Origin of the sequence: Sphaerisporangium krabiense (genome assembly GCF_014200435.1) — a bacterium.
GTDB lineage: Bacteria > Actinomycetota > Actinomycetes > Streptosporangiales > Streptosporangiaceae > Sphaerisporangium > Sphaerisporangium krabiense.
The window spans coordinates 2,674,933-2,697,383 of the sequence record NZ_JACHBR010000001.1; the positions used below are offsets into that span (position 1 = coordinate 2,674,933).

At 70.8% G+C, this 22,451-nt stretch carries 20 protein-coding genes and 1 pseudogene; 15 read left to right on the forward strand and 6 right to left on the reverse strand.

Annotation, left to right across the window (positions count from 1 at the left end; all coding sequences use genetic code 11):
• Together BJ981_RS11935 and BJ981_RS11940 are read right to left on the reverse strand one after the other, a co-directional pair.
• Positions 1–1,188, reverse strand: coding sequence for an ROK family protein (locus BJ981_RS11935; RefSeq protein WP_184610795.1), 1,188 nt, complete (start codon positions 1,186–1,188; stop codon positions 1–3).
• 86 nt (positions 1,189–1,274) lie between these two features.
• Positions 1,275–1,937, reverse strand: a complete 663-nt coding sequence (locus tag BJ981_RS11940) for a maltokinase N-terminal cap-like domain-containing protein (protein WP_184610797.1) — start codon at positions 1,935–1,937, stop codon at positions 1,275–1,277.
• Positions 1,938–2,130: 193 nt separating this feature from the next.
• On the opposite strand from BJ981_RS11940, the gene BJ981_RS11945 reads away from it, so the two are divergent.
• From BJ981_RS11945 to BJ981_RS11955, 3 genes are read left to right on the forward strand one after another with little or no spacing between them, the layout of a single operon-like run.
• Positions 2,131–2,976, forward strand: a complete 846-nt coding sequence (locus BJ981_RS11945) for a peptidoglycan-binding domain-containing protein (RefSeq protein ID WP_184610799.1) — start codon at positions 2,131–2,133, stop codon at positions 2,974–2,976.
• Positions 2,977–3,016: 40 nt separating this feature from the next.
• Complete coding sequence (locus BJ981_RS11950) at positions 3,017–3,913, forward strand: peptidase inhibitor family I36 protein (RefSeq protein ID WP_184610801.1); 897 nt, start codon at positions 3,017–3,019, stop codon at positions 3,911–3,913.
• A 36-nt stretch (positions 3,914–3,949) separates the two neighbouring features.
• Positions 3,950–4,900, forward strand: a complete 951-nt coding sequence (locus tag BJ981_RS11955; protein ID WP_184610803.1) for a SpoIID/LytB domain-containing protein — start codon at positions 3,950–3,952, stop codon at positions 4,898–4,900.
• Positions 4,901–4,963: 63 nt separating this feature from the next.
• Here BJ981_RS11955 and BJ981_RS11960 read toward each other — a convergent pair whose 3' ends face one another.
• From BJ981_RS11960 to BJ981_RS11975, 4 genes are all read right to left on the reverse strand, one after another.
• On the reverse strand, positions 4,964–5,881 hold the full coding sequence (locus BJ981_RS11960; RefSeq protein ID WP_239139394.1) for an NBR1-Ig-like domain-containing protein: 918 nt from the start codon (positions 5,879–5,881) through the stop codon (positions 4,964–4,966).
• A gap of 72 nt (positions 5,882–5,953) precedes the next feature.
• Complete coding sequence (locus BJ981_RS11965) at positions 5,954–6,103, reverse strand: hypothetical protein (RefSeq protein WP_184610807.1); 150 nt, start codon at positions 6,101–6,103, stop codon at positions 5,954–5,956.
• Positions 6,100–6,399, reverse strand: coding sequence for a hypothetical protein (locus BJ981_RS11970; RefSeq protein ID WP_184610809.1), 300 nt, complete (start codon positions 6,397–6,399; stop codon positions 6,100–6,102). The genes BJ981_RS11965 and BJ981_RS11970 overlap by 4 nt, the downstream gene beginning before the upstream one ends.
• Before the next feature lie 322 nt (positions 6,400–6,721).
• The gene (locus tag BJ981_RS11975; RefSeq protein WP_184610811.1) at positions 6,722–7,486 is read right to left on the reverse strand and encodes an IclR family transcriptional regulator; all 765 of its coding nucleotides are present in this window, start codon (positions 7,484–7,486) and stop codon (positions 6,722–6,724) included.
• A gap of 277 nt (positions 7,487–7,763) precedes the next feature.
• On the opposite strand from BJ981_RS11975, the gene BJ981_RS11980 reads away from it, so the two are divergent.
• From BJ981_RS11980 to BJ981_RS37985, 12 genes and pseudogenes are all read left to right on the forward strand, one after another.
• Complete coding sequence (locus tag BJ981_RS11980; protein WP_204070390.1) at positions 7,764–8,921, forward strand: ABC transporter ATP-binding protein; 1,158 nt, start codon at positions 7,764–7,766, stop codon at positions 8,919–8,921.
• Between the two features lie 82 nt (positions 8,922–9,003).
• The gene (locus BJ981_RS11985; protein ID WP_184610813.1) at positions 9,004–10,113 is read left to right on the forward strand and encodes an ABC transporter substrate-binding protein; all 1,110 of its coding nucleotides are present in this window, start codon (positions 9,004–9,006) and stop codon (positions 10,111–10,113) included.
• Positions 10,114–10,158: 45 nt separating this feature from the next.
• Positions 10,159–11,961, forward strand: coding sequence for an ABC transporter permease (locus tag BJ981_RS11990; protein WP_184610815.1), 1,803 nt, complete (start codon positions 10,159–10,161; stop codon positions 11,959–11,961).
• The gene (locus BJ981_RS11995; protein ID WP_184610818.1) at positions 11,958–13,031 is read left to right on the forward strand and encodes an arginase family protein; all 1,074 of its coding nucleotides are present in this window, start codon (positions 11,958–11,960) and stop codon (positions 13,029–13,031) included. The genes BJ981_RS11990 and BJ981_RS11995 overlap by 4 nt, the downstream gene beginning before the upstream one ends.
• Complete coding sequence (locus BJ981_RS12000; protein WP_184610820.1) at positions 13,010–14,101, forward strand: alcohol dehydrogenase catalytic domain-containing protein; 1,092 nt, start codon at positions 13,010–13,012, stop codon at positions 14,099–14,101. Before BJ981_RS11995 ends, BJ981_RS12000 begins: the two co-directional genes overlap by 22 nt.
• A gap of 76 nt (positions 14,102–14,177) precedes the next feature.
• Positions 14,178–15,056 (forward strand): sugar phosphate isomerase/epimerase family protein, encoded by an 879-nt coding sequence (locus tag BJ981_RS12005; protein WP_184610821.1) that lies wholly within the window; start codon positions 14,178–14,180, stop codon positions 15,054–15,056.
• Positions 15,053–16,075, forward strand: a complete 1,023-nt coding sequence (locus BJ981_RS12010; protein WP_184610823.1) for a Gfo/Idh/MocA family protein — start codon at positions 15,053–15,055, stop codon at positions 16,073–16,075. Before BJ981_RS12005 ends, BJ981_RS12010 begins: the two co-directional genes overlap by 4 nt.
• 58 nt (positions 16,076–16,133) lie before the next feature.
• Positions 16,134–17,012, forward strand: a complete 879-nt coding sequence (locus BJ981_RS12015; RefSeq protein ID WP_184610825.1) for a beta-keto acid cleavage family enzyme — start codon at positions 16,134–16,136, stop codon at positions 17,010–17,012.
• Positions 17,009–17,899: a fumarylacetoacetate hydrolase family protein gene (locus tag BJ981_RS12020; protein WP_204070391.1), complete on the forward strand. Its 891-nt coding sequence runs from the start codon at positions 17,009–17,011 to the stop codon at positions 17,897–17,899. The genes BJ981_RS12015 and BJ981_RS12020 overlap by 4 nt, the downstream gene beginning before the upstream one ends.
• A gap of 47 nt (positions 17,900–17,946) precedes the next feature.
• The gene (locus BJ981_RS12025; protein WP_184610827.1) at positions 17,947–19,116 is read left to right on the forward strand and encodes a glycerate kinase; all 1,170 of its coding nucleotides are present in this window, start codon (positions 17,947–17,949) and stop codon (positions 19,114–19,116) included.
• A 130-nt stretch (positions 19,117–19,246) separates the two neighbouring features.
• Positions 19,247–19,894, forward strand: a complete 648-nt coding sequence (locus BJ981_RS12030; protein WP_184610829.1) for a S1 family peptidase — start codon at positions 19,247–19,249, stop codon at positions 19,892–19,894.
• 159 nt (positions 19,895–20,053) lie between these two features.
• Positions 20,054–21,094 (forward strand): annotated as a pseudogene (locus tag BJ981_RS37985) (AfsR/SARP family transcriptional regulator); the annotation flags it as partial.
• Positions 21,095–22,451 lie beyond the last annotated feature (1,357 nt).

Below are 22,451 nucleotides of genomic sequence, written 5' to 3' on the forward strand. Positions count from 1 at the left end.
TCAGAAGGCGGCGGGCTGCAGATGCAGGGGGACAGGCGGCTCCTCGTGCAGAAGCAGAGCGATCGCGCCCATGGCCGAGGCGTTCGCCCCGAGGTCGGCCGGCACCACTTTGATCCGCCGTGGCGACCTCGGCAGCGCCTGCCTGGATATCTCCGCGTCGATCGGACCGAGGACCAGGCTGCCCAGCGCGGCGAGCTCCCCGCCGATGACGACCTGTGCGGGATCGAGCTGCGTGACGGTACCCGCGAGCACCCGGCCGAGGTCCGTCGCGGCGGCCGCGACGACCTCGCACACCTCCGCGACCCTGTCCTGGGCCGCGGCGACCAGCGCGTCGACGCCGGCCAGCGCGACGCCCCTGGCCGCGCACGCCTCCAGCAGCGCCTGCCCGCCGACCCGGCCCTCCAGGCAGCCACGGCCGCCGCAGTGGCACAGCGGCCCGCGGGGATCGAGGGAGACGTGCCCGAGTTCCCCGGCCGCCCCGTGCGCCCCGCGCAGCAGCCTGCCTCCGCACAGGAAGCCGCCGCCCACCCCCACCGACCAGCGCACGTAGACCATGTCACGGACCAGTCTGGCCGCACCCCAGGTGGCCTCGGCCAGCGCCGCCAGCCTCGCGTTGTTGTCCACCATGACGCCCACGCCGAACTCCTCGGCGATCCGCCGCGTCATCGGCGCGTATCGGGCGGACACCGTCTCGGCGGGCAGGTCCGGCTCGCCGACGACGCCCACCAGGCCGACTCCCACCGACTTCAGCGCGCCCAGCCGTATCTCCCGTTCCTCGGCGACCCGCCGGACCAGGCGCACCGCGGCCTCGGTCAGCTCCTCGACTCCGGCCCCCGCGGGGACGTCCTCCGTCTCGGTCGCGACGACCTGGTGCGCCATGTTCGCGATGGCCATCCGGACACGCCGCCTGCCCATGTCGAGTCCCAGCAGGAGGCCGGCGGCGGGGTTGAGCGCGACCAGCGACGCCGGACGTCCGCGCCCCCGCGGCCCGGTGGGCACCGCCTCGGTCTCGACCACGGCGCCACGCTCGATCAGGTCCGAGATGATGGCGAACAGGGTCGTACGAGACAGTCCCGTGTGCTGGGTGAGCTGTGCCCGGCTCAGCGCCCCCGCTGAACGCAGCGCGGCGAGGACGGCGTCCTCGTGCATCTGGCGGAGCCGCTGAAGTGCGTCGACAGGGCTGGACATGGCACCATGATGATCGATCAGGGAAATCTGTCAACTTTCCGAGTTAAATACTAACACCGCGAGAAGGCAGGGCCGGGAGCCGCGACCTAGGCGCGAGGGCCGGTGCTCAAGACGGCGAACAGGCCCCGCGCGCGGGTGCCGTCCGGCATGTGCCAGGCGCCGGCGACGTGGCCGAGCGCGTGCGGAGGGAGAGGCGCGTTGTCAGGCGCGGGACGCAGGACCCGGTGCAGGCGGAGGACCGTACCTCGCGGCGCGGGCAGCTCGGTGCCCTCGGGGTCATCGGTGGCGGTGACGGTGAAGTCCGTGGGGGCGAGGCCGTCACCGATGTAGGAGTGGACGACCTCCGGGTCGGGGGTGTCGCTGGTGCTCTGGTCCTGGGCCTGGACCCGGCCTTCGATCAGGGCCGTCAACTGGGCGACCAGCACCGGGTCGTGGCAGCCGTCGTAGGCCCAGCGCCGCCCCAGCACTCCGTGCTCCATGGTGCCGACGAGGGCGTGCTCGGCCCCGTCGAGCGGGGCGCCGCGATAGGTGAGCGGCACCAGGTAGCCGGCCGGGTGAGTGCCGGACGTGTCGGTGACCACCATGAACTCGATCCCGACCTCGCCCTCCGGGTCGTCCAGCCGGAAGCCGCCGACCTTGGCCAACTCCGGTCCGCCCCCGCCGCCGGAGTACCACGGCCGGGAGGGAAGCCAAGAGCTGAGCAGTTCCAGCTTGGTCGGCTTGAGGGTGGTGTGGTGAATAACGGCCATGCCGAGGGCTGCCTTCCGTTGCGGGCTGTATGTCGCGCTTGCCGTCCGATTGTCTGTCAGGCGGCGCGTACGCCTGTACGGCGAGTCCGCCGGACAGGCTGACAACACGATCTTCTAGCGGACAACGTGAGCGATCCGAAACCGTGGACTTCGCCGCAGGAACCACCCCCAGCGTCCGCGATCAGGAGAAACGATGAAGCTGCCTTCGTACACTGCCGCCCTCGTGGCGGCCGGCCTGTTCACTTCCTTGGCCGGAGTGTCCGGAGTGTCGGTGGCACAGGCGGCCGACGACAGGGCGCTTCCGAGCGTGGACATGGAAGCGACCGTCAAGGCCGCCCAGATCGATCCGCGGCGGCCGGACGACAAGCTGACGCCGGGCGCCAAGGCCGGTGTGCTGCTCGTCGAGCGGGCGCTGCGCGATCGGCGTCTGCTCGACGCGAAGTGGGTGGACGGGTACTTCGGCACCACGACGGTCGCCGCCTTCGCGAAGTTCCAGAGGTCGCTCGGCCTCACGGGCCTCGCCGCCAACGGCCTGCCGGGCAAGGCGTCGCTCACCAAGCTCGGGGCCGGCCGCTTCAGGGTCACCCACGTCATCGGCCCGGGCGGCCGGGTGTCCGCCGGGGGCTTCGTCCTCGGCACCCGGACGCGGAGCATGCTGGCCGAGGCGAAGCGGCTGCTCGGCCGCGACCTCGTGCTGTTGCAGGGGTCGTACAACCCCGGCGGCGACCCCACGTCCGCGGGTACCCACGACGGCGGGGGCGTCGTCGACATCTCGGTCAAGGGGATGAGTTCCGCCACCCGCACCACGGCCGTCCGCGCGTTGCGACGTGTCGGCTTCGCGGCGTGGCTGCGTAACCCCGATCAAGCCGACTGGCCGTGGCACGTCCACGCCGTCGCCATCAACGACACCGACCTCTCCAGCCAGGCGCAGCACCAGGTCGGCGACTACTACCTCGGCCTGAACGGGCTGTCCGGCCGTGGCCGGGACGACGGCCCGAAGGTGCCCATCCGCACCTGGGAGGAGTACCGGCGCCGCTGACCTTCCGAAATCCAGGCCGCACAGACACAAGGAGAACACCATGAACACGCTCACCAAGATCCTCACCACGGCGTCCGCCGCGATGGTGGTCGGCGGGACGGTGCTCGCCGCCGCCTCGCCCGCCTCGGCGGCGAGCCGCAACGGCGTCTGCGAGACCGGCGAGTTCTGCTACTACTTCAACAGCGACACCAAGGGATCGGTTTCCGACTTCGCCGGATCGGTCGGCGACTACGGAACCAAGCAGCCCTCCTGCTTCGACTTCAAGGGACCCGGCAACGGCAAGGGCAAGTGCGTCAAGAACTCCGCCGCCTCGGTCTGGAACCGCAGCGGCAAGACCGTCCGGGTGTACTTCAACAGCAACTACGGCGGCAGCATCTACCAGGACTTCAAGCCGGGCGCCAAGGGCAACCTCAAGGCGAGCCTCAAGAACCAGAACGCCTCACACCAGTTCGGCCCGTCGTCGTCGGCGCGCGTCAACATGTCGTACGCGCTGTACAAGACCAGTGGCGGCCACATCAGTTGCGGCTTCGACGGCTACACCAACACCCCCGGCCGGCATGAGGGCATCGACATCGCCCGCGGCATAGGCGCGGACGTCCACGCCCTGGTGGGCGGCCAGCTCATCTATCTCGCGCGCGGGCGCAACGGCGGCTCGGGGCTCTCCACGATCGCCATCTACAACGCCTCGCTGAACAAGACGATCATCTACCTGCACTCCGCTCCGCTGTCCTCCCTGCGGGTGGGCCAGCAGATCTCCCGCGGTCAGACCATCGCCGACGAGGCCTGGCACGGGGTGTCGTCCAGCCGGGCCGCGCACACCCACGTCGAGATGCGGCCCGGGCGGCAGAAGCTCGCCGCCAAGAGCGTCGGCGACCCGACGCTGAGCAACCCGAACCCGAACGCGTTCTGGGTCTCCCAGGGCTACAACGTCCGCTAGCGCGCCTCGGCCTCTGACGAAGAAGAGAAGGCGACTGTGTCTGTACGAATCACACGGCTGATCTCGCGGTTAGCCGCGGCGTCCGCCGCGATGGTGGTCGGCGGGACGGTGCTCGCCGCCGCCTCGCCCGCCTCGGCGGCGAGCCGCAACGGCGTCTGCGAGACCGGCGAGTTCTGCTACTACTTCAACAGCGACACCAAGGGATCGGTTTCCGACTTCGCCGGATCGGTCGGGGACTACGGGACCAAGCAGCCCTCCTGCTTCGACTTCAAGGGACCCGGCAACGGCAAGGGCAAGTGCGTCAAGAACTCCGCCGCCTCGGTCTGGAACCGCAGCGGCAAGACCGTCCGGGTGTACTTCAACAGCAACTACGGCGGCAGCATCTACCAGGACTTCAAGCCGGGCGCCAAGGGCAACCTCAAGGCGAGCCTCAAGAACCAGAACGCCTCGCACCGGCTCCTGAGCTCCACGCCGCCGACCGGATGCAAGACCGACGGCACGCACAGCAGGCTGCCCACGACGATCCTCGTCTACCGGAAATCCCTCAACCGCGTGGACCGGGTGGATTTCAAGACCTACATCAAGAACGTCCTGCCCAACGAGTGGCGGTCGCACTGGCCGCAGCAGTCCCTCAGGGCGGGGGCGATCGCGGTCAAGAACTTCGGCTGGTACTGGGCGCTGCGTTCGGCGAGCAAGACGCCGAGCGGCCAGTGCTACGACGTCACTGACCACACGTCCAGCCAGGTGTACAAGCCCGGCTCCGCGACGGCGGCGACGAACGCCGCGGTGGACGCGACGTGGGGCGTCCGGATGACGCGCGGTGGGAGCATCTTCAAGGCCCAGTACTGCTCCACGACGACGGCGTGCGGCAACTGGGTCACCGGCGACTGGATGTCGCAGACCGGCTCTCGCGACAAGGCCAACGCGGGCTGGAGCTATTCGAGGATCCTCAAGTACTACTACAAGGGGATCGCGCTCACTTCCTGAAACCCCCGGCGACCCTCCGGTTCATCGTTCCCCGCCGTGTGAACGCACGGCGGGGAACGGGCGTCACTCGACGATGATCTGGAAGTTGAGCGGCCGGCCTCCGGGGAACGCGACCTGTCCCGAACCGTCCAGCATCTTGAACCGCACGTAGCACAAGCCCGGGTTCCTGGGCGTGGTGATGTCGGTCTGGACGTCGACGATCTCTCCGGGGCGCGTGTCCTTGATGTGGACGTCGGAGATGGTCTGGCATTGGTCAGGTCGCTGCGGAAGGTCGAGGCGATGCAACGAATATCCCTTCCACCACACGGTCCCGGCGTTCTTGAGCCGCCACACCTTGGTCTGGGTCTGGCCGGGCCCGACACGCGTGCAGTCGGGGAGCGTGATGTCCCCGATGAACGTCGCCGAGTCACCCTGGTGCGCGGGCGGCGCCCACGGCGGGGTGGTCGGGCGCACCGGACAGTCGGCCGCCGACAGCGTGGTCTTCGATGGGCTGCCGGACGGGTCCAGAGCGCGCCCGTCGGTCCCGGAGCCGCGATTGACGGCGACCACGATGAGGACCGCTGCCACACCGGCCCCCGCGGTCGCGAGCGCGGCCACCGCCAGGCGGGTCGGCCGGAACCGCCCCCGGCCCGCCGGCGCAGGGGGGACCGGCTGGACGTCGCCCGCCATCTCGCCGGGCGGTGACGGCGTCAAGGTCTCCGCGCGGAGCGGAGGATCTCCCGCGCCGGCGGACCTGACCGCCAGATTCGCCCTCTCCCAGCGTTCGCGGTACGCGGCCGGGTCCGCGCCGCACGCCTTGACGAACTCGACGGTGGTCTCCCAGCTGGGGAGCCGGTTGCCCTTCGTGGCTTCGTGCAACGTCGTGTGCGAGATCGCCCCCGACCGGCCGGACATCTCCCGAAATGGTGGATTGCCGACTGATGCGCGAAGCTCTCGCAGCGCCGCCGCGAAGTCCTCGATGGCCCCCGCCCGTGCAGGCATGTCGTCCACCGGCCGAAGCTAACAGCGCCCACGCTCTTCACTCAAGCCGGAACCCCGGCGGCGATGGGGTCATCAGGTGGCGTAAGAGCCGTCCCAGGGTTCGCAGAAGCCGACGGCGTTCGAGTAGAGCTCGGCGACCTGCTCACCGTCGGGCAGCTCGCCGGCCTCACCGCGCTCTCCGCCGCAACCATCCTGTCCGGGGCTCGACGGAGGCGGCTTCACCAGTCGGTGAGATCGACGATGCGCGCGCAGTGCGGGTCGTCATCGTGCGGCGCGCTGAGCACGGCACGCAACAGGGAGATGATTTCGTAACCGCCGCGCAGGCCGTCGTCCTCGCGCAAGGGGATCTCATAGGCCGTCAACCGATCCGCCCGATGGCCGCCAGGAGCGCCGATCACCACCCTGACCGCCTCAGCCGGAAATGCCACCGGCAGAACGCCGCGGACATGCTCGGCGGCGACGAGTGGGGCCTGGAAGTAATGGAGCAGCAGGCGGACGATGTCCGCCTGCTGCTCCATGATGTCTTGGCGTGTGTATGTCACCCGTTGATCCAATCAGGGCACTTGTTCATGCCCTGGCAGTAGGCCGTTATGACGCCGATCTTCTCCCCGCGCCCCGCTCTTCTTGTCGACCTTCCCATTGAGACCGCGCCTGCGCGCATCACAATTCTCTGACTCGTGACCTCGCTAGTAGCCGATCCAGCCGATTGTCGGCGCCGAGAGGATCGAGCGATGTGACGACCGAGTGCGGTTACCCTTTTTTCGCCATGCGGCCACTGCCGCGCGCGTGGTCGGTGTTGCGGGCTTAGGGGTTATGGGGGGTACGGGGTACGGGGCTGGGTCAGAACGTGTGGGTGAGTTCGTGGACTATTAAGGCGCCGAGTTCGATGAGGCGGGGCTGGGGCATGCGGGAGGTCGGGCCGGAGAGGGCGATGGAGCCGATGCATCGGCCGTGGTCGTTCAGGGGGGCGGCGACGCAGGAGGCGCCGATGAGGGTCTCGTCGAGGTCGAGGGCGAAGCCGGCGTTGCGGGCTTCCTCCACGCGTTGGCGCAGCTCCAGTGGTCCCTTCGGAGCGCTCTCTGTGCCGCCTGAGTAGTTCAGAGTGCCGAGGACCTCGTCGAGGGCCGTGTCGTCGAGCGTCGACAGGTAGGCCCTGCCCACCGCGGAGCAGTGGATGGGGCGCACGGTGCCGAGGCGTTCGCGAAGGGTGAGCACCTCCGACGAGGGCTGGTACTGGACGTAGACCATGTTTCCGCTGGCGGGGGCGGCGAAGAGGGAGGCTTCGCCGGACGCGGCGGTCAACCGCTTGAGCAGGGGGCCGACCCTCTCGATCAGCTGCTCGTGGGCGGGGTGGTTGACGATCAGCCCGTAGAACCGCTCCGGGCGGATGGTGAACTCCTTGGTGGCGTCGTCGCGGGTGACGTAACCGGCGTCCACGAGGTCGCCGAGAATCCGCAGAGCGCTGCTGCGGTTCACGTTGACCAGCCGGCCCACCTCGGCCGCCGTCGCCGGCTTGGTGGCCAGTTGTTCGAGAACCATGAGGCCGCGCCTGATGTGCGACATGTTCCCGAGGTCGCCGTTGTCCCGCGATCGCTTCTCTGGCATAGAGATGATTCTCTCCTCACCAAGATCCTGGACTGACCGTGTTCACGGAATTTCCGCAACGTGCCGTGGGACGCGCCCCGGCCTGATCGGTGTTGCGCTGCCGACAACATAGCACGCACCTATCGGGCCGGAAAGCGCTCCGGCCCTGCTGGATCGCGCTCCCGTAACCAGGACAAGTGTCGCTTTGTCGCCCAAGACCCCCTTGACAGTCATCCGGAGGCTACCTAAGTTCAGCCATACGCGTTGCATTGATTGCAACTTCCCCGAGGAGCTGAGTGTGTCCGAGGTGTCGGAGGGCGTCCGGGTCGTCGACCAGGTCGCGACGGGCGGTGAAGTTCAGTTGGACGGCCTGTCGAAGAGGTACGGAACAGTCGAGGCCGTGCGCGGTGTCTCGCTGAACATCCGTCGCGGTGAGTTCTTGGCGATCCTGGGTCCCTCCGGTGCGGGGAAGACGACCCTGCTCAACATGCTCACCGGCTTCGAGAAGCCCACGACCGGCGCCATCCGCATCAACGGCAGGGACGTCGCGCGGCTGGCCCCGCACAAGCGCGGGATCGGCGTCGTGTTCCAGCACTACGCGTTGTTCAAGCACATGACCGTCGCCCAGAACGTCGGGTTCCCGCTGCGCATGCGGCGGATGTCGACGCGGGAACAACGCGGCCACATCCAGCACGCCCTTGAGCTGGTCAAGCTGGAGGGGTACGAGACCCGGTTCCCCGACCAGCTGTCCGGTGGCCAGCAGCAGCGCGTCGCGCTCGCCCGCGCCATCGTGTTCCGGCCGGCGCTGCTCCTCATGGACGAACCACTCGGCGCGCTGGACAAGCGCCTGCGCGAGCACATGCGCGTCGAGATCAAACGCCTCCAGCGAGATCTCGGCGCGACCGTCATCTACGTGACCCACGACCAGGGGGAGGCCCTGACGATGGCCGACCGCGTCGCGGTGATGAACGGCGGCACGGTCGAGCAGCTCGGGACGCCCACCGACCTGTACGAGACGCCGGTGAGCGCCTTCGTGGCCGACTTCGTCGGAGAGACCAACTTCTTCCGTGGCCGCACCGTCGCCGGCGCGGACGGCAAGGTCGGCGTCGAGCTCGACGGCGACCGGCCGGGCCACCGCTGGGAGGTGGAGAACGCGTCGTCGCTCCAGCCCGGCCGCGAGGTCGAGGTCGGGGTGCGCCCGGAGCAGATCTCGCTGCAGCCCGTGGAGAGCGCCGACGGCCCGGCCGTGCCGGGCACGGTGAGCGAAGTGCTGTACGAGGGCGCGACGGCCCTGCATGTCGTCGAGACGGCGATCGGCAACCTCAACGCGCGCCTCTCGCTGAAGAACCTCCGGGAGACCCGATGGGCTGTGGGCGACAAGGTCGCCGTCCACTGGGACGCCCGGGCGGCACGGGGCTACCACCCCGCGGGTCAGGCTTCGTCCCCGTCGTCGTGACGTCGCGGCGGCACCTCACACCACGCTGCCGGCCAGGACTCCAATCCGCGTCAGAGATCTGCATGACAGAAAGGTTCGGCTGATGAAGTTTTCTCGGAAGACCGTACTAGGGGCGGTGATCGCGGCCGGCACCCTGCTCACGACCTCCGCCTGTGGCGGAGGAGACGACTCGGCGAAGAGCGCGTCGGCCGGCAGCGTCGTCGTCCCCGATCCCGGCGGTGATCTAGGCAAGGCGATGAAGACGGCCTTCTTCGACCCGTTCGAGAAGCAGACCGGGATCGACGTCGTGCTCAGCCCGGGCGAGTTCGACGCGGCCGTCGTGCTCGCCGGTGTCAAGGCCGGCGCTCCCGCCTTCGACCTGGTGAATCCCAACGGCGCCGTGCTCAAGCGTTTCCGTGACGCCTCGGCGATCGAGCCGATCGACTACACGCAGTGGAAGGACGGCGTCCGCGACAAGATCTCCCCGGTGAAGGCCGCCGACGACGCGGTACCGGCCTACTACATCTCCGTCCAGCCGAGCTGGAGCACGGCCAAGCTCGGCGACAAGAAGCTCAACTCCTGGGCGGACTTCTGGAACGTCGGCGACTTCCCCGGGAAGAGGACCCTCGCGCCGGGCTCATGGGGAGCCGGCGGTGCGACGTTCGAGATCGCGGCGATGGCCGATGGCGTGGCGCCGAAGGACCTCTACCCGATCGACTTCGACCGGGCCTTCAAGAGTCTGGACCGGCTCAAGCCGGATCTGGTGAAGTTCTGGGAGACCGGCGCCGAGCCCATCCAACTGCTCACCGGTGGCCAGGCGACGGCCGCCAGCGCGTGGAACGGCCGCGTCGCCGGCGCCAAGGACAAGGGCGCGCCGGTGGACGGCACGTGGAACCAGTCGATCCTCCAGTACGACAACTGGGCGATCCTCAAGGGCGCCAAGAACGCGAAGAACGCACAGAAGCTCCTGGCCTTCATGATGGAAGCCGGGCCTCAGGCGGAGTTCGCCAAGGCGATCCCTTACTCGCCGGCGAACTCGGCGGCGTTCGACCAGCTCCCCGCCGACCGTGCGGCTCTGCTTCCGACGTCGCCGAAGAACGTCGAATCCGCGGTGACCCAGGACTACGAGTGGTGGACCGCCACTGCTCCGGGGTCGGACAAGACCAATGAGGAAGTCGCCATCGAGCGCTGGCAAGCGTGGGCTTCGAAGTAGCCCGCGGCCTGCCCGCGACCAAGACGACCTCGATCTAGGAGATCCATGTCGGTCGACAGCTCCCTGGAGCAGTTCACCGGTGGTCCGGCCATCCGCTCAGCGCGCCGGCCGGACCGGCGGTGGCTCACCCTCGTGCCGCTGCTCGCGGTCCTGACCCTGCTGTTCGTCGTCCCGCTGTTCTCCCTGCTGGTCGACAGCTTCCGCGGCGGGCAGGGGTTCACGCTGGAGAACTACGGCGAGCAGGTGACCTCGCCGGTCTTCTGGCGCGCGATACGCCGCACTCTGGTCATCGCCGCGCTGTCGACCGCCATCTGTGTCGCGCTCGGGTACTGCATGGCCTACGCGCTCACCCGTATGCCGAAGCGTCTGCGCGGCGTGCTGATGGTCGTGGTGCTCGTGCCGTACTTCACGAGCATCCTGATCCGCTCCTATGCGTGGATCGCGATCCTCGCGCCGAGCGGGCTCGTCGCGCGGGCGTTGGAGCTGGTCGGCGTCGGCACTCCTCCCGACCTGGTGTTCAACCAGACCGGCATGCTGATCGGCACCGTGCAGATCCTGCTGCCGCTGGCGCTGCTGCCGATCTACAGCGTGATGAGCGGCATCGACCGCGCCGCGGTACGGGCCGCGCAGAGCCTCGGGGCCTCGCCCGCCGTCGCGCACTGGCACGTGTACCGGCCCGCCACGTCGTCGGCGGTCCTGGCGGCCGCCGCCCTGGTCTTCATCAGCACGCTCGGCTTCTACGTGACGCCCGCGCTGCTCGGCGGCCCCGGCGACACGCTGATCGCGCAGTCCATCCTCGTGCAGTTCTCCAACCTCGTCGATCCGGCCGGGGCCGCGGCGCAGGCCGCGCTGCTCCTGCTGATCGTCCTGGCGTTGTTCGCCGTCCTGTTCCGCTACCTCGCGCCCTCGCTGTCGGTGGGGGCGGCGGACACCGTACGGCCTGGTCGGCGTCGCGGCGGCGCGGACCCCGCCGGACGGGGCGAGGCGCTGCGCGACGCGCGGGCGCGGACGCTGGACACCGGCCTCGACATCCTCGGGCGGCTGCGCCTGCCCGCCCTGGTGGGCGGCTGGGTCGTGGGCGCGGCGCTGCTCGTCACGCCGCTGATCGTCGTGGCCATCTGGTCCTTCAGCGACGCGACGTACCTGACGTTCCCGCCGGGGGAGTACTCCACCCGGTGGTTCGCCGACTACTTCGCCGACGAGACGTGGATCGGCTCCACGTTCCTCAGCCTGGGCATCGCCTCGGCCTCGGCCGCGATCGGCGTCGTCATCGGCGGCTTCGGGGCCTTCGGCCTGGTGCGGGGCCCGCGGCGCCTTCGGGGGCCGGTCGCGATCCTGGTCGCGATGCCGATGATCGTCCCTCCGATGATCTACAGCCTCGGATTCTTCCTGCTGGTGGCGCCGCACGGCCTCGTCGGCACGAGTGTGGGCCTGATCCTGCCCTACCTGGTCCTGGGACTGCCCTTCTCGGTGTCCATCACGGCGGCGGCGCTGCGCAACCTGGACGTGCGGCTGGAGAACGCCGCGCGCAGCCTGGGGGCGGGGCCGTTCTCCGTGCTCCGGCACGTGCTGCTCCCCGCGCTTCGCCCGGCGCTGGTCAGCGGCTTCGTGTTCGCCTTCCTCGCCGCGTTCGACGACGTCGTCGTCGCCACCTTCATGTCCGGGCCGACGGCGGTGACGCTGCCGCTGCGCATGTTCCAGGACATCAAACTCGAAGTGAGCCCGAGGACGGCCGTGGTCGCCGTCGTCCTGCTGGCAGCAGGCGCGGCCGCGGTACTCCTTCGGTTCGTAACGGCTTGGCTCGTGCGCGCCGTACGGGTGGCGCTGAGCCGACAGGGGGCCTCATGAACAGCACAGAGAACAGCACACAGAACAGCACAGAGAACAGCACGGTGAACGACGACGCGGTCATCGCGGAGATGACCGACCCCTATGTGGAGACGCAGGAGTTCCCCGGCATCATCTACCCGACCTCGGTCACGGCCACGCTGGCGGCCTTCCGGCGGGCGTTCCCGGCCGCGGCGCGGCTCGTGCCGGAGGAGGACGACGGGGCGGCGGCGCTCAGCGTGCACAGCCGCGACTACGTCGACTTCGTCAAGGAGGGCACCCGGCGGCCGGAGGGCGCCACCAAGTTCCCCCTGAACGTCATCGCGCTCCCCGAACTGCGGGTCTCCGAGCCGCGCACCTTCGAGGGCCGGCACGCGGGGTACTTCTTCGACGAGGTCACGCAGGCCAGGCCCGCGGTGTGCGAGGGCGCGCTGCGGAGCGCGGCGGCCTCGCGGCAAGGGGCCCGCAGGCTCGCCGGCACGGTGGCGCGTGACGCCGGGCGGCCGGCGCTGGTGCTCGTGCCGTCCCGTCCCCCGGGACACCACGCCCTGCCCGGCGTGGGCGGCGGTCTCTGCCTGTTCGCCAACGCCGCCATCGCGGCGCGCGAGCTTTCTCGCGGCGGCCGGGTCGCCGTGCTCGACATCGACCAGGACCACGGCAACGGCACCCAGGCGGTGTTCTACGACGACCCCTCCGTCCTGACGGTCTCGATTCACGCCGAGGGCTGGCCGCACGTCGCCGGGTTCGCCGAGGAGACCGGAGGCCCCGGCGCGCCCGGGAGCAACCTCAACCTCCCGCTGCCCACCGGCTCGGGGTTCGACGCCTACGAGCCGGCGCTGGAGACCGCGCTGGAGGCGATCGTCCGCTTCGACCCTGCCTACCTCGTCCTCGCCCTCGGCTATGACGCCCAGCGGGAGCAGGGGTTCGGCGCGCTGCGCCTGGAGTCGGAGCACTTCGGTGTCCTCGGGCGCCGTATCGCCGGGCTGCGCCTGCCGACGCTCGTGACCACCGAGGGGTGCTACGGGTACTACGAGTCGACCGCCGAGGCGGCGGGGTTCTTCTTCGATGCGTGGGCGGAGCAGTGGCGGTGACCGCCACCATGCGCGCCGCGCTGCTGACCGGGATCGGCCGGCCGCTGGAGATCCGGGAGGTGCCCGTCCCGCGGATCGGACCCGACGAGGTGCTGCTCCGGACGCTGTCCAGCGGCGTGTGCCGGACGGACCTGCACATCCAGGACGGCCTGGCGTACGTGCCCGGACTGCCGCACATCATGGGCCACGAACCCGCGGGCGTCGTGGTGGAACGGGGTTCGGCGGTGTCCGAGGTGGACGTCGGCGACGTGGTCGTACCGCATCTGTTCGTCGCGGACGCCGATTGCCGCTTCACCCGGGCCGGCGCGGCCGCGCAGGCGCTGCACCTGCGGGGGATCATCGGCGTGACGCTGCCCGGCGGCTTCGCGGAGTACTTCAGCGCACCCGCCCGGAACCTGCTGAAGGTTCCGGAGGGGCTCGATCCGAGGATCGCCGGGCTGTCGAGCTGCGCGGTCGTCACCGCCGTGCACGCCTACCGGCGCGGCACGGTGACCCCGGCGGGGACCGCCGTCGTGATCGGCGCGGGCGGCATCGGGCAGATGGTCGTCCAGCTTCTGGCGGGCGCCGGCGTGCCGGCCGCGGTCGTCGACGTGTCGGCGGACAACCTGGCGCTCGCGGCCCGCAACGGGGCCGGCCTCACTGCCCTGGCGTCCGCGGCGGACCGCGTGCCGGCTGTTCGCGCCTGGGCCGAGTCCCGGGCCGGCGGCGACGGCGCCGACGGCGTGGACCTGGTGATCGACCTGGTGGGCACCTCGGCGACGCTGGCCGACGCCGCGGGATACGTGCGCCGCCGGGGGCGGATCGTCGTCGTGGGCGAGGAACCCGACTTCCCCGGCATCAGTTCGACGACCATCGCCCAGCGTGAGCTGGAGATCGTCGGCTCGCGCAACGGCGACCGCGGTGACCAGCAGGACGCGCTGCGGCTGCTCGCCGAGGGGGTCGTCACGCCGCCGCTGGACGAGGAGTACCCGCTGGAGCGTGCCAACGAGGCGCTCGCCCGTCTGCGGAGCGGTGAGGCGCGCGGCCGGGTCCTCATCACGCACGAGGCGCTGCGCCGGGGCGGCCGGTGAGCGTCCGGCGGCGCCGTGCGAGACCCGCGGGACCGACAAGCCTTCGTAGCCAGAACAACGATCGAAGAGGAGCAGAATGAAGATCGCGACCGATACGTGGATGCTGCGTCCGCAGCCCATCGACAAGGTGTTCTCGACCGTACGGGAGGCGGGCTTCGAGTACCTGGAGCTGTCGCCGAGGCCCGACGTGATGCCGAGCTACGGGGGCAGGCGGGCGTCCAAGGGCAAGATCGCCGAGATCGCGGCGGCGTCGAAGGCCCACGGCGTCGAGATCGCGTCCATCTTCATCGAGCAGGCGTGGGGAAGCTCGGAGGAGGACATCCGGCGGGCGGCGGTCGGCTACTGGAAGCAGACCGTCCAGCTGGCCGTCGACCTCGGCTGCGACCGGATCAACTCCGAGTTCACCGGGCACCCGAGCGCCCCGCAGGCCGGCGAGGCCGCGATGCGCCGCTCCCTGGAGGAGGTGCTGCCGCTGGCGGAGTCCGAGGGCGTCACGCTGGCGCTGGAACCGCATCCGGGCGACTGGGTGGAGTCGGGCGTCGAGGCCGTCGACTTCATCCGGGGCCTGCAGAGCGACCACGTCACCTACCTGCACTGTGTGCCGCACACCTACTACCTCACCGGGGTGGAGGACGAGCGCGGCCACCTGGAGGGCGTCAACCGCGACATCATCACCTACGCGGGCGACACCATGGAGCACATCCACCTGGCCGACACGCTGCTGCCCGGACGTACCTTCCTCAACCCCTCCAGCCCCGGGGTGCGCAACCACCAGCACCTGGACATCGGCCAGGGCGACATCGACTGGGACGAGGTCTTCGCCGTGCTGCGCGAGGTCCGGTTCGACGGGATCGTGTCGGTGGCCGTCTTCCGGCACGAGTCGCGGGTGCTGGACTCGCTCACCCACAACCGGCGCGTCATCCGCGAACGCCTCGAAGGGGGCGGTGACCAGTGACCGGATCGGTACGCTTCGGCGTCGTCGGTCTCGGAGAGATCTACCAGCTCGCCCACCACCTCGCCTACCAGCGGGCGGACGGCCTGGAGGCCACGGTCGTCTGCGACCTGGACCAGGACGTCGCCGCGCGGACGGCGGAGTCGCTCGGCGCGGAGGCGTGCACCGACTACCGCCGGCTGCTGGAGGACGAGCGGATCCAGGCCGTCGACCTGGTGCTCCCCCACAACGTGCACTACAAGGTCGCCCGCGAGTTCCTGGAGGCGGGCAAGCACGTCCTGATCGAGAAGCCCATGACCGTCGACGCCGCGCACGCCCGCGAACTCGTGGACCTCGCGGCCGCCAAGGGTCTCAAGTTCACCGTCAACGAGAACACGCGGTTCATCCCCGCCTATCAGGCGGCGCTCGACGTCATCCTCCGCGGCGAGATCGGGGACGTGACGCTGGTCCGCACCCTGATCAGCGGAAACGAGTTCGAGCGGCTCGGCAACCCCAAGCTGTGGAAGGGACGCCAGGACGGCTCGGGCGGCGGCACCATCATCGACGCCGGCGCGCACTCCTTCTACCTGCTGAAGTGGATGTTCGGCGAGATCGCCTCGTTGCGCGCCCTGTCCGACCGCCTCGTCGACGTCAGCCAGGTCGAGGACTGGTCGATCGTGTGCGGCCGGACGCGCTCGGGTGCGCTCTTCTCCGTGGAGTCCAGCTTCACCTCCGGGGGGCCGTGGAACGAGCGCCTGGAAGTGCACGGCACCGAAGGGCTCATCGTCGTCGACCAGCACCAGAACCCTCCGGCCATGCTGTTCCGGGGCAAGCGCGACCATGAGGGATCGCCGCTGCCCGGCACGGCCTACGAGCCGCGCACCTGGAAGTACAACTCGATCGCGGCCGGGATCGAGAGCTTCGCCCGTTCGATCGCGAACGACGAGCCGACCGCCGTCGCGCCCGAGGACGGCGCGTACGCGGTGCGCGTCATCGAGCTCGCCTACGAGTCGGTGGCGACGGGCTCGCCCGTCACGCTCTGAGCCCACCATCACCCCTGAGCAACACCTCACCCTGCACATGAAGCGACTAGGAGACCTCATGGATCCGCTCATCATCACCGTCACGGCCGACAGCACGATGTCCTATCCCGGCTACAAGGGCATGCCGCCCATTGAGGACACCGACAAGGTCGGCCAGGAGTACATCGACGCGGTGAACGCGGGTGCCACCCTGTGCCACCACCACGGTGTGCACTACTTGGAGGACGCCATCCAGGCCGACGGCAAGAAGTTGTCCAAGATCGACTTTGACGGCTGGAAGGATCTGACCGACAAGATCCGGACCGTGGGCACCGATCCGATCATGCAGTTCGGGATCGCCAGCGCTCGGCTTCCCGAGAAGGTCGAGTTGATGTCGCTCAAGCCGGACATGATGTCGTACGCCTTCAACGTGCACGACGAGTACTTCCAGCCCGACCCGGCCTACCCCGCCAACGAGATGTACTCCCTGCACCCGCGCGACGAGCTCGTCGAGTTCGTCACCGCGGCGGAGGCCAACGGTGTGAAGCCGGAGATCGAGTGCTTCTACACCGGAGCGTTCTGGAACCTCGAGTTCGTCCGGCGGCAGGGCCTGCTGAAGGAGAAGGCGTGGGCCACCCTGTTCTTCGGCTGGCAGGGCGGCGCGTGGACGCCTCCGACCCCGGACGCGCTCATGTACATGGTCAAGCACCTCCCCCCGAACACGAACTGGAACATGAGCGTGATGGACCCGGTCGAGCAGTGGAAGCTGATTCCGCTGGCCATCGCGCTGGGCGGCCACGTCCGCGTCGGCTGGGAGGACAACCCCTACCTGCCCGGCGGTGAGCCCTCGCGCAGCAACGCCGAGCTGGTGGAGGTCGTGGTGAAGATGGCCGAGCAGATCGGCCGTCCGATCGCCACCGTCGAGGAGGCGCGGCGCATCGCCGGGGTGAGCCGATGATGGCGTCCTCGACCTCGGGCGTCTCGGCCCCGCCCTCGGTGCGGGGTCTGGCGCGTGCCCGTCTCGACGGCCGCGTGGTGCTCGTCCGGATCGCGCAGGGACAGGCGACGGTGCTCGCGACCGAGTCCGGGCATCCCGCCGCCGACGTCCTGCGGGAGGCGCTGGGGACCGGCGCGTGGCGCGCGGACGGCGACGCCGGTGGCGCGACGGTTCCGGTCGGTGACCTGGAACTTCTCGCTCCGGTCGCGAACCCCTCGAAGATCCTGTGCGTCGGCCTCAACTACCTGGACCACGCGGACGAGTCAGGAGTGCAGGCCCCCGCCAAGCCGCTCCTGTTCGCGAAGTTCCCCAACGCGCTGCGCGCGGACGGGGCCGTGGTCGAGGTGCCGAAGGACATCTCCGGGGAGCTGGACTACGAGGGCGAGCTGGCCGTCGTGATCGGGCGCCGGGCGAGCCATGTCGGCCGGGACGAGGCCCTGGACCATGTCCTCGGTTACGTCGCGGCCAACGACCTGTCGGCGCGGGACGCCCAGTTCTCCGACGGTCAGTGGCTCCGCGGCAAGTCCGCCGACGGTTTCTGCCCGGTCGGGCCGGTCGTGGTGCCCGCCGAGGACGTCGCGGACCCGCAGGCGCTGCGCATCGTCACCCGGCTCAACGACCAGGTCGTCCAGGACGGCTCCACGGCTGAGATGATCTTCTCGGTGGCGGAGATCATCTCCTACGCGTCGCACTACATGACGCTCGAACCGGGGGACCTCATCCTGACGGGCACTCCGCCGGGCGTGGGCTTCGCGCGCAAGCCCCCGCTCCTGGTCCAGAACGGCGACGTGGTGACGGTGACCGTGGAGGGCATCGGCAGCGTCGCCAACCGGGTGCTCGTCGTCTGAGACGACGGGGAAGGACTCTGGGCGACGATCGACGGGAGAGGCATCGGATGAGCCGAGACAGGACAGGGACGACGGCAGGGCCGGTCGTCGTCGCCCCCGACAAGTTCCGCGGGTCGCTGACCTCTCCCGAAGTGGCCGCGCACGTGGCCGCCGGGCTGCGCTCGGCCGTTTCCGAGCGACTGCCCGTTGTCCGGATCCCGGTCGCCGACGGAGGGGACGGCACCGTCGAGGCGGTGGTCGCCGACGGGTTCACCCGGGTCGAGACGCAGGTGACCGGCCCGGCCGGCGCGCGCGTCCTCGCGGCCTACGCCGTGCGCGACGAGCCGGACGGCCGGGTCGCGGTGATCGAGCTGGCCGAGGCGTCCGGCCTGCGGCGGCTGCCGGAGGGCACTGCGCCGGTGCCACTGACGGCCACGAGCCGCGGCACGGGCGAGCTCGTCGCCCACGCCGCGCGGCACGGCGCGACGCGGATCGTGCTCGGCCTCGGCGGCAGCGCCTGCACCGACGGCGGCGCCGGCATGGCGCAGGCCCTCGGCGTCCGGCTGCTGGACGCGGCCGGGCACGACCTGCCGCCCGGCGGGGCCGCGCTGCGCGACCTTGACGCGATCGACGTCTCCGGCCGGCTGCGCGGCTTCGAGGTCGTCGTGGCGAGCGACGTGGACAACCCGCTGCTCGGACCGTACGGCGCCGCGGCCGTGTACGGCCCGCAGAAGGGCGCGACCCCGGAGGACGTGGCCGTGCTGGAGGCCGGCCTGGCCCGGCTGGCGGCCGTCGCCGCGCGCGGCGGCGCCGGGAGCGGGACGGATGTGGCCGGGAGGCCGGGCGCGGGAGCCGCGGGCGGGGTGGGGTTCGGCGCGCTGACCTTCCTGGACGCGGAGATCCGGCCGGGCATCGGCTATCTGCTGGACCTGGTGGACTTCGACCGGCACGTGGCGGGCGCCCGGCTGGTGATCACCGGCGAGGGCTCGATCGACGAGCAGACGCTGCGCGGCAAGGCCCCCGTGGGCGTCGCGGCGGCCGCGGCCAGGCACGGTGTGCCGGTCGTGGCGGTCTGCGGGCGGCGCTCGGTGGGCGACGAGGAGCTGCGGGCGGCCGGCATCCAGGCCGCGTACGCGCTGACCGACATCGAGCCCGACGTGCGGCGGTGCATGGCCGAGGCCGGACCGCTGCTCGAACGGCTCGCCGGGCGGATCGCCGCCAGGTTCATCACCCCGTGAAACCGGGCGTGACTGGGGCGAACCACCCCGCTGCCGAAACCCGTGAAGCCGGGCGTGACTGGGGCGAACCACCCCGCTGCCGAGGAAGTTGACCGTTGGCAGTTGGCTTTGTGAAATCTACCGTTAATTCATGATGCGACGGATATCTCTTCTGTTGATCACCAGCTTCCTCCTCCTGAACCCCGGAGTCGCGTCCGCCGGAACGGCCGGGCTCCCGGGCACCCCCATCCGCGTCGGAGACTCCTTCGGGGTCAACGGTCGCTGCCCGGTCGGAGCCACCGTCCAGGGCGGTTTCGTCACCTCCGGAGCCTGCGGCGCCCAGGGCGAGATCCTGCGCGGGCCGAACGGGACGATCGTGGGGACCATCCGCGGCTCGACCTACCCCGACCCTTCGAGCGCCTGGGTCGCCGTGACCCCCGCCTGGGAACCGCTCGGCGTCGTCCGAGGCTTCGGCGGCGACATCCCGGTGCACGGCAGCACCCCGGCCCCGGTCGGCTCCTCGGTCTGCGGCTCCACCGGCACGACCGGGTGGCAGTGCGGCACCGTGATGAACAGGAACGCCACGGTGACCTATCCGCAGGGAACCGTGTCCGGCCTGATCATGACGAGCGTCTGCGCCGAGCCGGGCAGCAGGCCGGGATCCTTCCTCATCTCCGCCGATCACCTGCAGGGAATCCTCCTCGGCGGCACCGGCAACTGCACCACGGGCGGCCGCTCCTACTACGTCCCCATCAACAAGATCCTGCAGACCTACGGCCTGACCCTGCTCACCTCCTGACCCGGTCGCCGCGACGGGATCGCGCGGTCGCGCCTGCCGGCCGGGACTCGTCCGTAAGCTGAGGGTGTGTCCCCCGTACTGGTCCTGCTCGACGGCGTCCGCTGGCAGGGTGAGCGCGTGATCGGCGATCGCGCGCGGAGCCTGCTGGCCGTGCTCGCCATGCACGGGCGCGCCGGGGTCGGCGACGAGCGCCTGATCGAGGAGCTGTGGCCCGACGAGGCGCCGGCCAACCCGACCAAGGCGCTGCAGGTGGTCGTCTCGCGGACCAGGGCGGCGACCGGCGCCGAGGTCGTGCTGCGCATCCCGCGGGGCTACCGGCTCGGGCTGCCCGCCGATCAGGTGGACGCGCTGCTGCTCGGCGCGCTGGTGGAGCAGGCGCGGGCCGCGCTGGGCGAGGACGACACGGCGCTCGCGCGCCGCCGCGCCGAAGAGGCCATGGCCCTGCTCGCCGGCGGCCTGGACGGCACGACGGGCCCGCGCGACGAGATGACCACGGGCCCGCTCGCCGAGCTGAGGGGCGTCGCGGCGGGGTGGGCGGCCGAGGCGCGACGGGTGGCGGCGCTCGCACGGGGCCGCAGCGGCGCGCACGAGGGCGCGCTGCCGCTGCTGGAGGAGGCCGCGGCGGATCGGCCGCACGACGAGGAGCTGCTGGCCTGCCTGCTGCGCAGCGAGGCCGCCGTACGGGGCGCCGCCGCCGCTCTGGAGCGCTACGAGCGGTACCGCACGGGCGTGATCGCGCGGCTCGGCGCCGAACCGGGGCCCGAGCTCGCCCGCGTGTACGCCGAACTCCTCGCCGCCGACCGGCCGGTGCGCAAGGGCATCCTGTTCGACGGCTCCTCGCTGCTCGGCCGCGACGGCGACATCCGCGCGGTGCACGCCCTGGTGCGGACCAACCGGGTGGTCTCCATCATCGGCCCCGGCGGGCTCGGCAAGACGCGGCTCGCCCACGTCATCGGCAGGAACGCCGCGCAGCCCGTCGCGCACTTCGTCGAGCTCGTCGGCGTCTCCTCGCCGGAGGGCGTGGTGGGCGAGGTGGGCTCGGCGCTCGGCGTTCGCGACTCGGTCAGCACGCGCCGTGCCCTGACCGCCGCGCAGCGCTCCGACGTCCGCGCCCGGATCGCCCAGCACCTCGACCAGGCCCCCGCGCTGCTGATCCTGGACAACTGCGAGCACGTGATCGAGGCCGTCGCCGACCTGGTGGCGTTCCTCACCGTGACCACCCGCGACCTGCGGGTGCTCGTCACCTCGCGCGCCCCCTTGTCGATCCCCGCCGAACGCGTCTACCTGCTCGGCGAGCTGCCCACGGGCGACGCGGTCGAGCTGTTCCGCCAGCGCGCCACGGCCGCCCGCCCCGGGGTGCGGATCGACGGGGCGGTGGTGGAGCAGATCGTCGCCCGCCTCGACGGGCTGCCGCTGGCGATCGAGCTGGCCGCGGCCAAGGTGCGGGTGATGTCGGTCGAGGAGATCGCGCGGCGCCTGGCGGACCGGTTCGCCCTGCTGCGCGGCGGGAACCGCACGGCCCCCGACCGGCACCAGACGCTGCTCGCGGTCATCGACTGGTCGTGGAACCTGCTGGACGAGCCGGAACGGCGGGCGTTGCGGTGGTTGTCGCTGTTCGGCGACGGTTTCACGCTGGCCGCGGCCGAGCACGTCCTCGGCCCGCGCGCCCTGCCCGCCGTGGACGCGCTGACCGAGCAGTCGATGCTGAGCGTCCGCGAGACGGCGTACGGCCTCCGCTACCGGATGCTGGAGACCGTCAGGGAGTTCGGGCGGATCCGGCTGAAGGAGGCCGGCGAGGAGGCGCCCGCCCGGGCGGCGCAGCGGGACTGGGCGACGGCCTACGCCCTGGAACACGCCTTCGGGCTGTTCAGCCTGGCGCAGTTCGCGGCGGTCGACGCGTTGCGCGCCGAGGAGGGCAACCTCGCCGACCTGCTGCGGCAGGCTCTCGCGGAGTCCGACCAGGTCACGACGGTCCAGTTGGTGGCCGGCGTCGGCGCGCTGTGGTCGATCCGCGGCGACCACCCCCGCATCCTCGTTCACCTGGACGCGATCAGTCAGGTGATCGTCGGCTGGACGCCGCCGCCGCACCTCGTCGAGGTGACCAGGGCCGCCCTGCTGATCACGCTGATGAACATCGTGGTCATCATCGACCGCCGAAACGAGCCCCTGCGCGACCTCCTCCGCTCGCTGCCCACGAGCGACGAGACCGATCCCCGGGTGGCGGCGATGGCCACGGTGCTGCTCGCCTGCGACGCGGCCGACGGGGCCGAGGTGCGCCGCCGGCTGGAGGAGCTGAGCCGGAGCACCGACCCCGAGGTGGCCTTGGCGGCGACGCAGACGAGGGTCCACGTCCTGGAGAACGCGGGCGACGTGACGGGGGCGATCGAGGCCGCCGAGCGGACCCTCACGATGCTCCACGAGAAGGAGGGGCCGTGGTTCGCCGCGGTCATGCACGCCGTGCTGGCCCACCTGGTCATGCAGCGCGGCGACCGGCGGCGGGCCGTGGGGCACGCGCGTACCGCCATCCCGGTGCTGAGCCGGATCGGCGCCACCGACG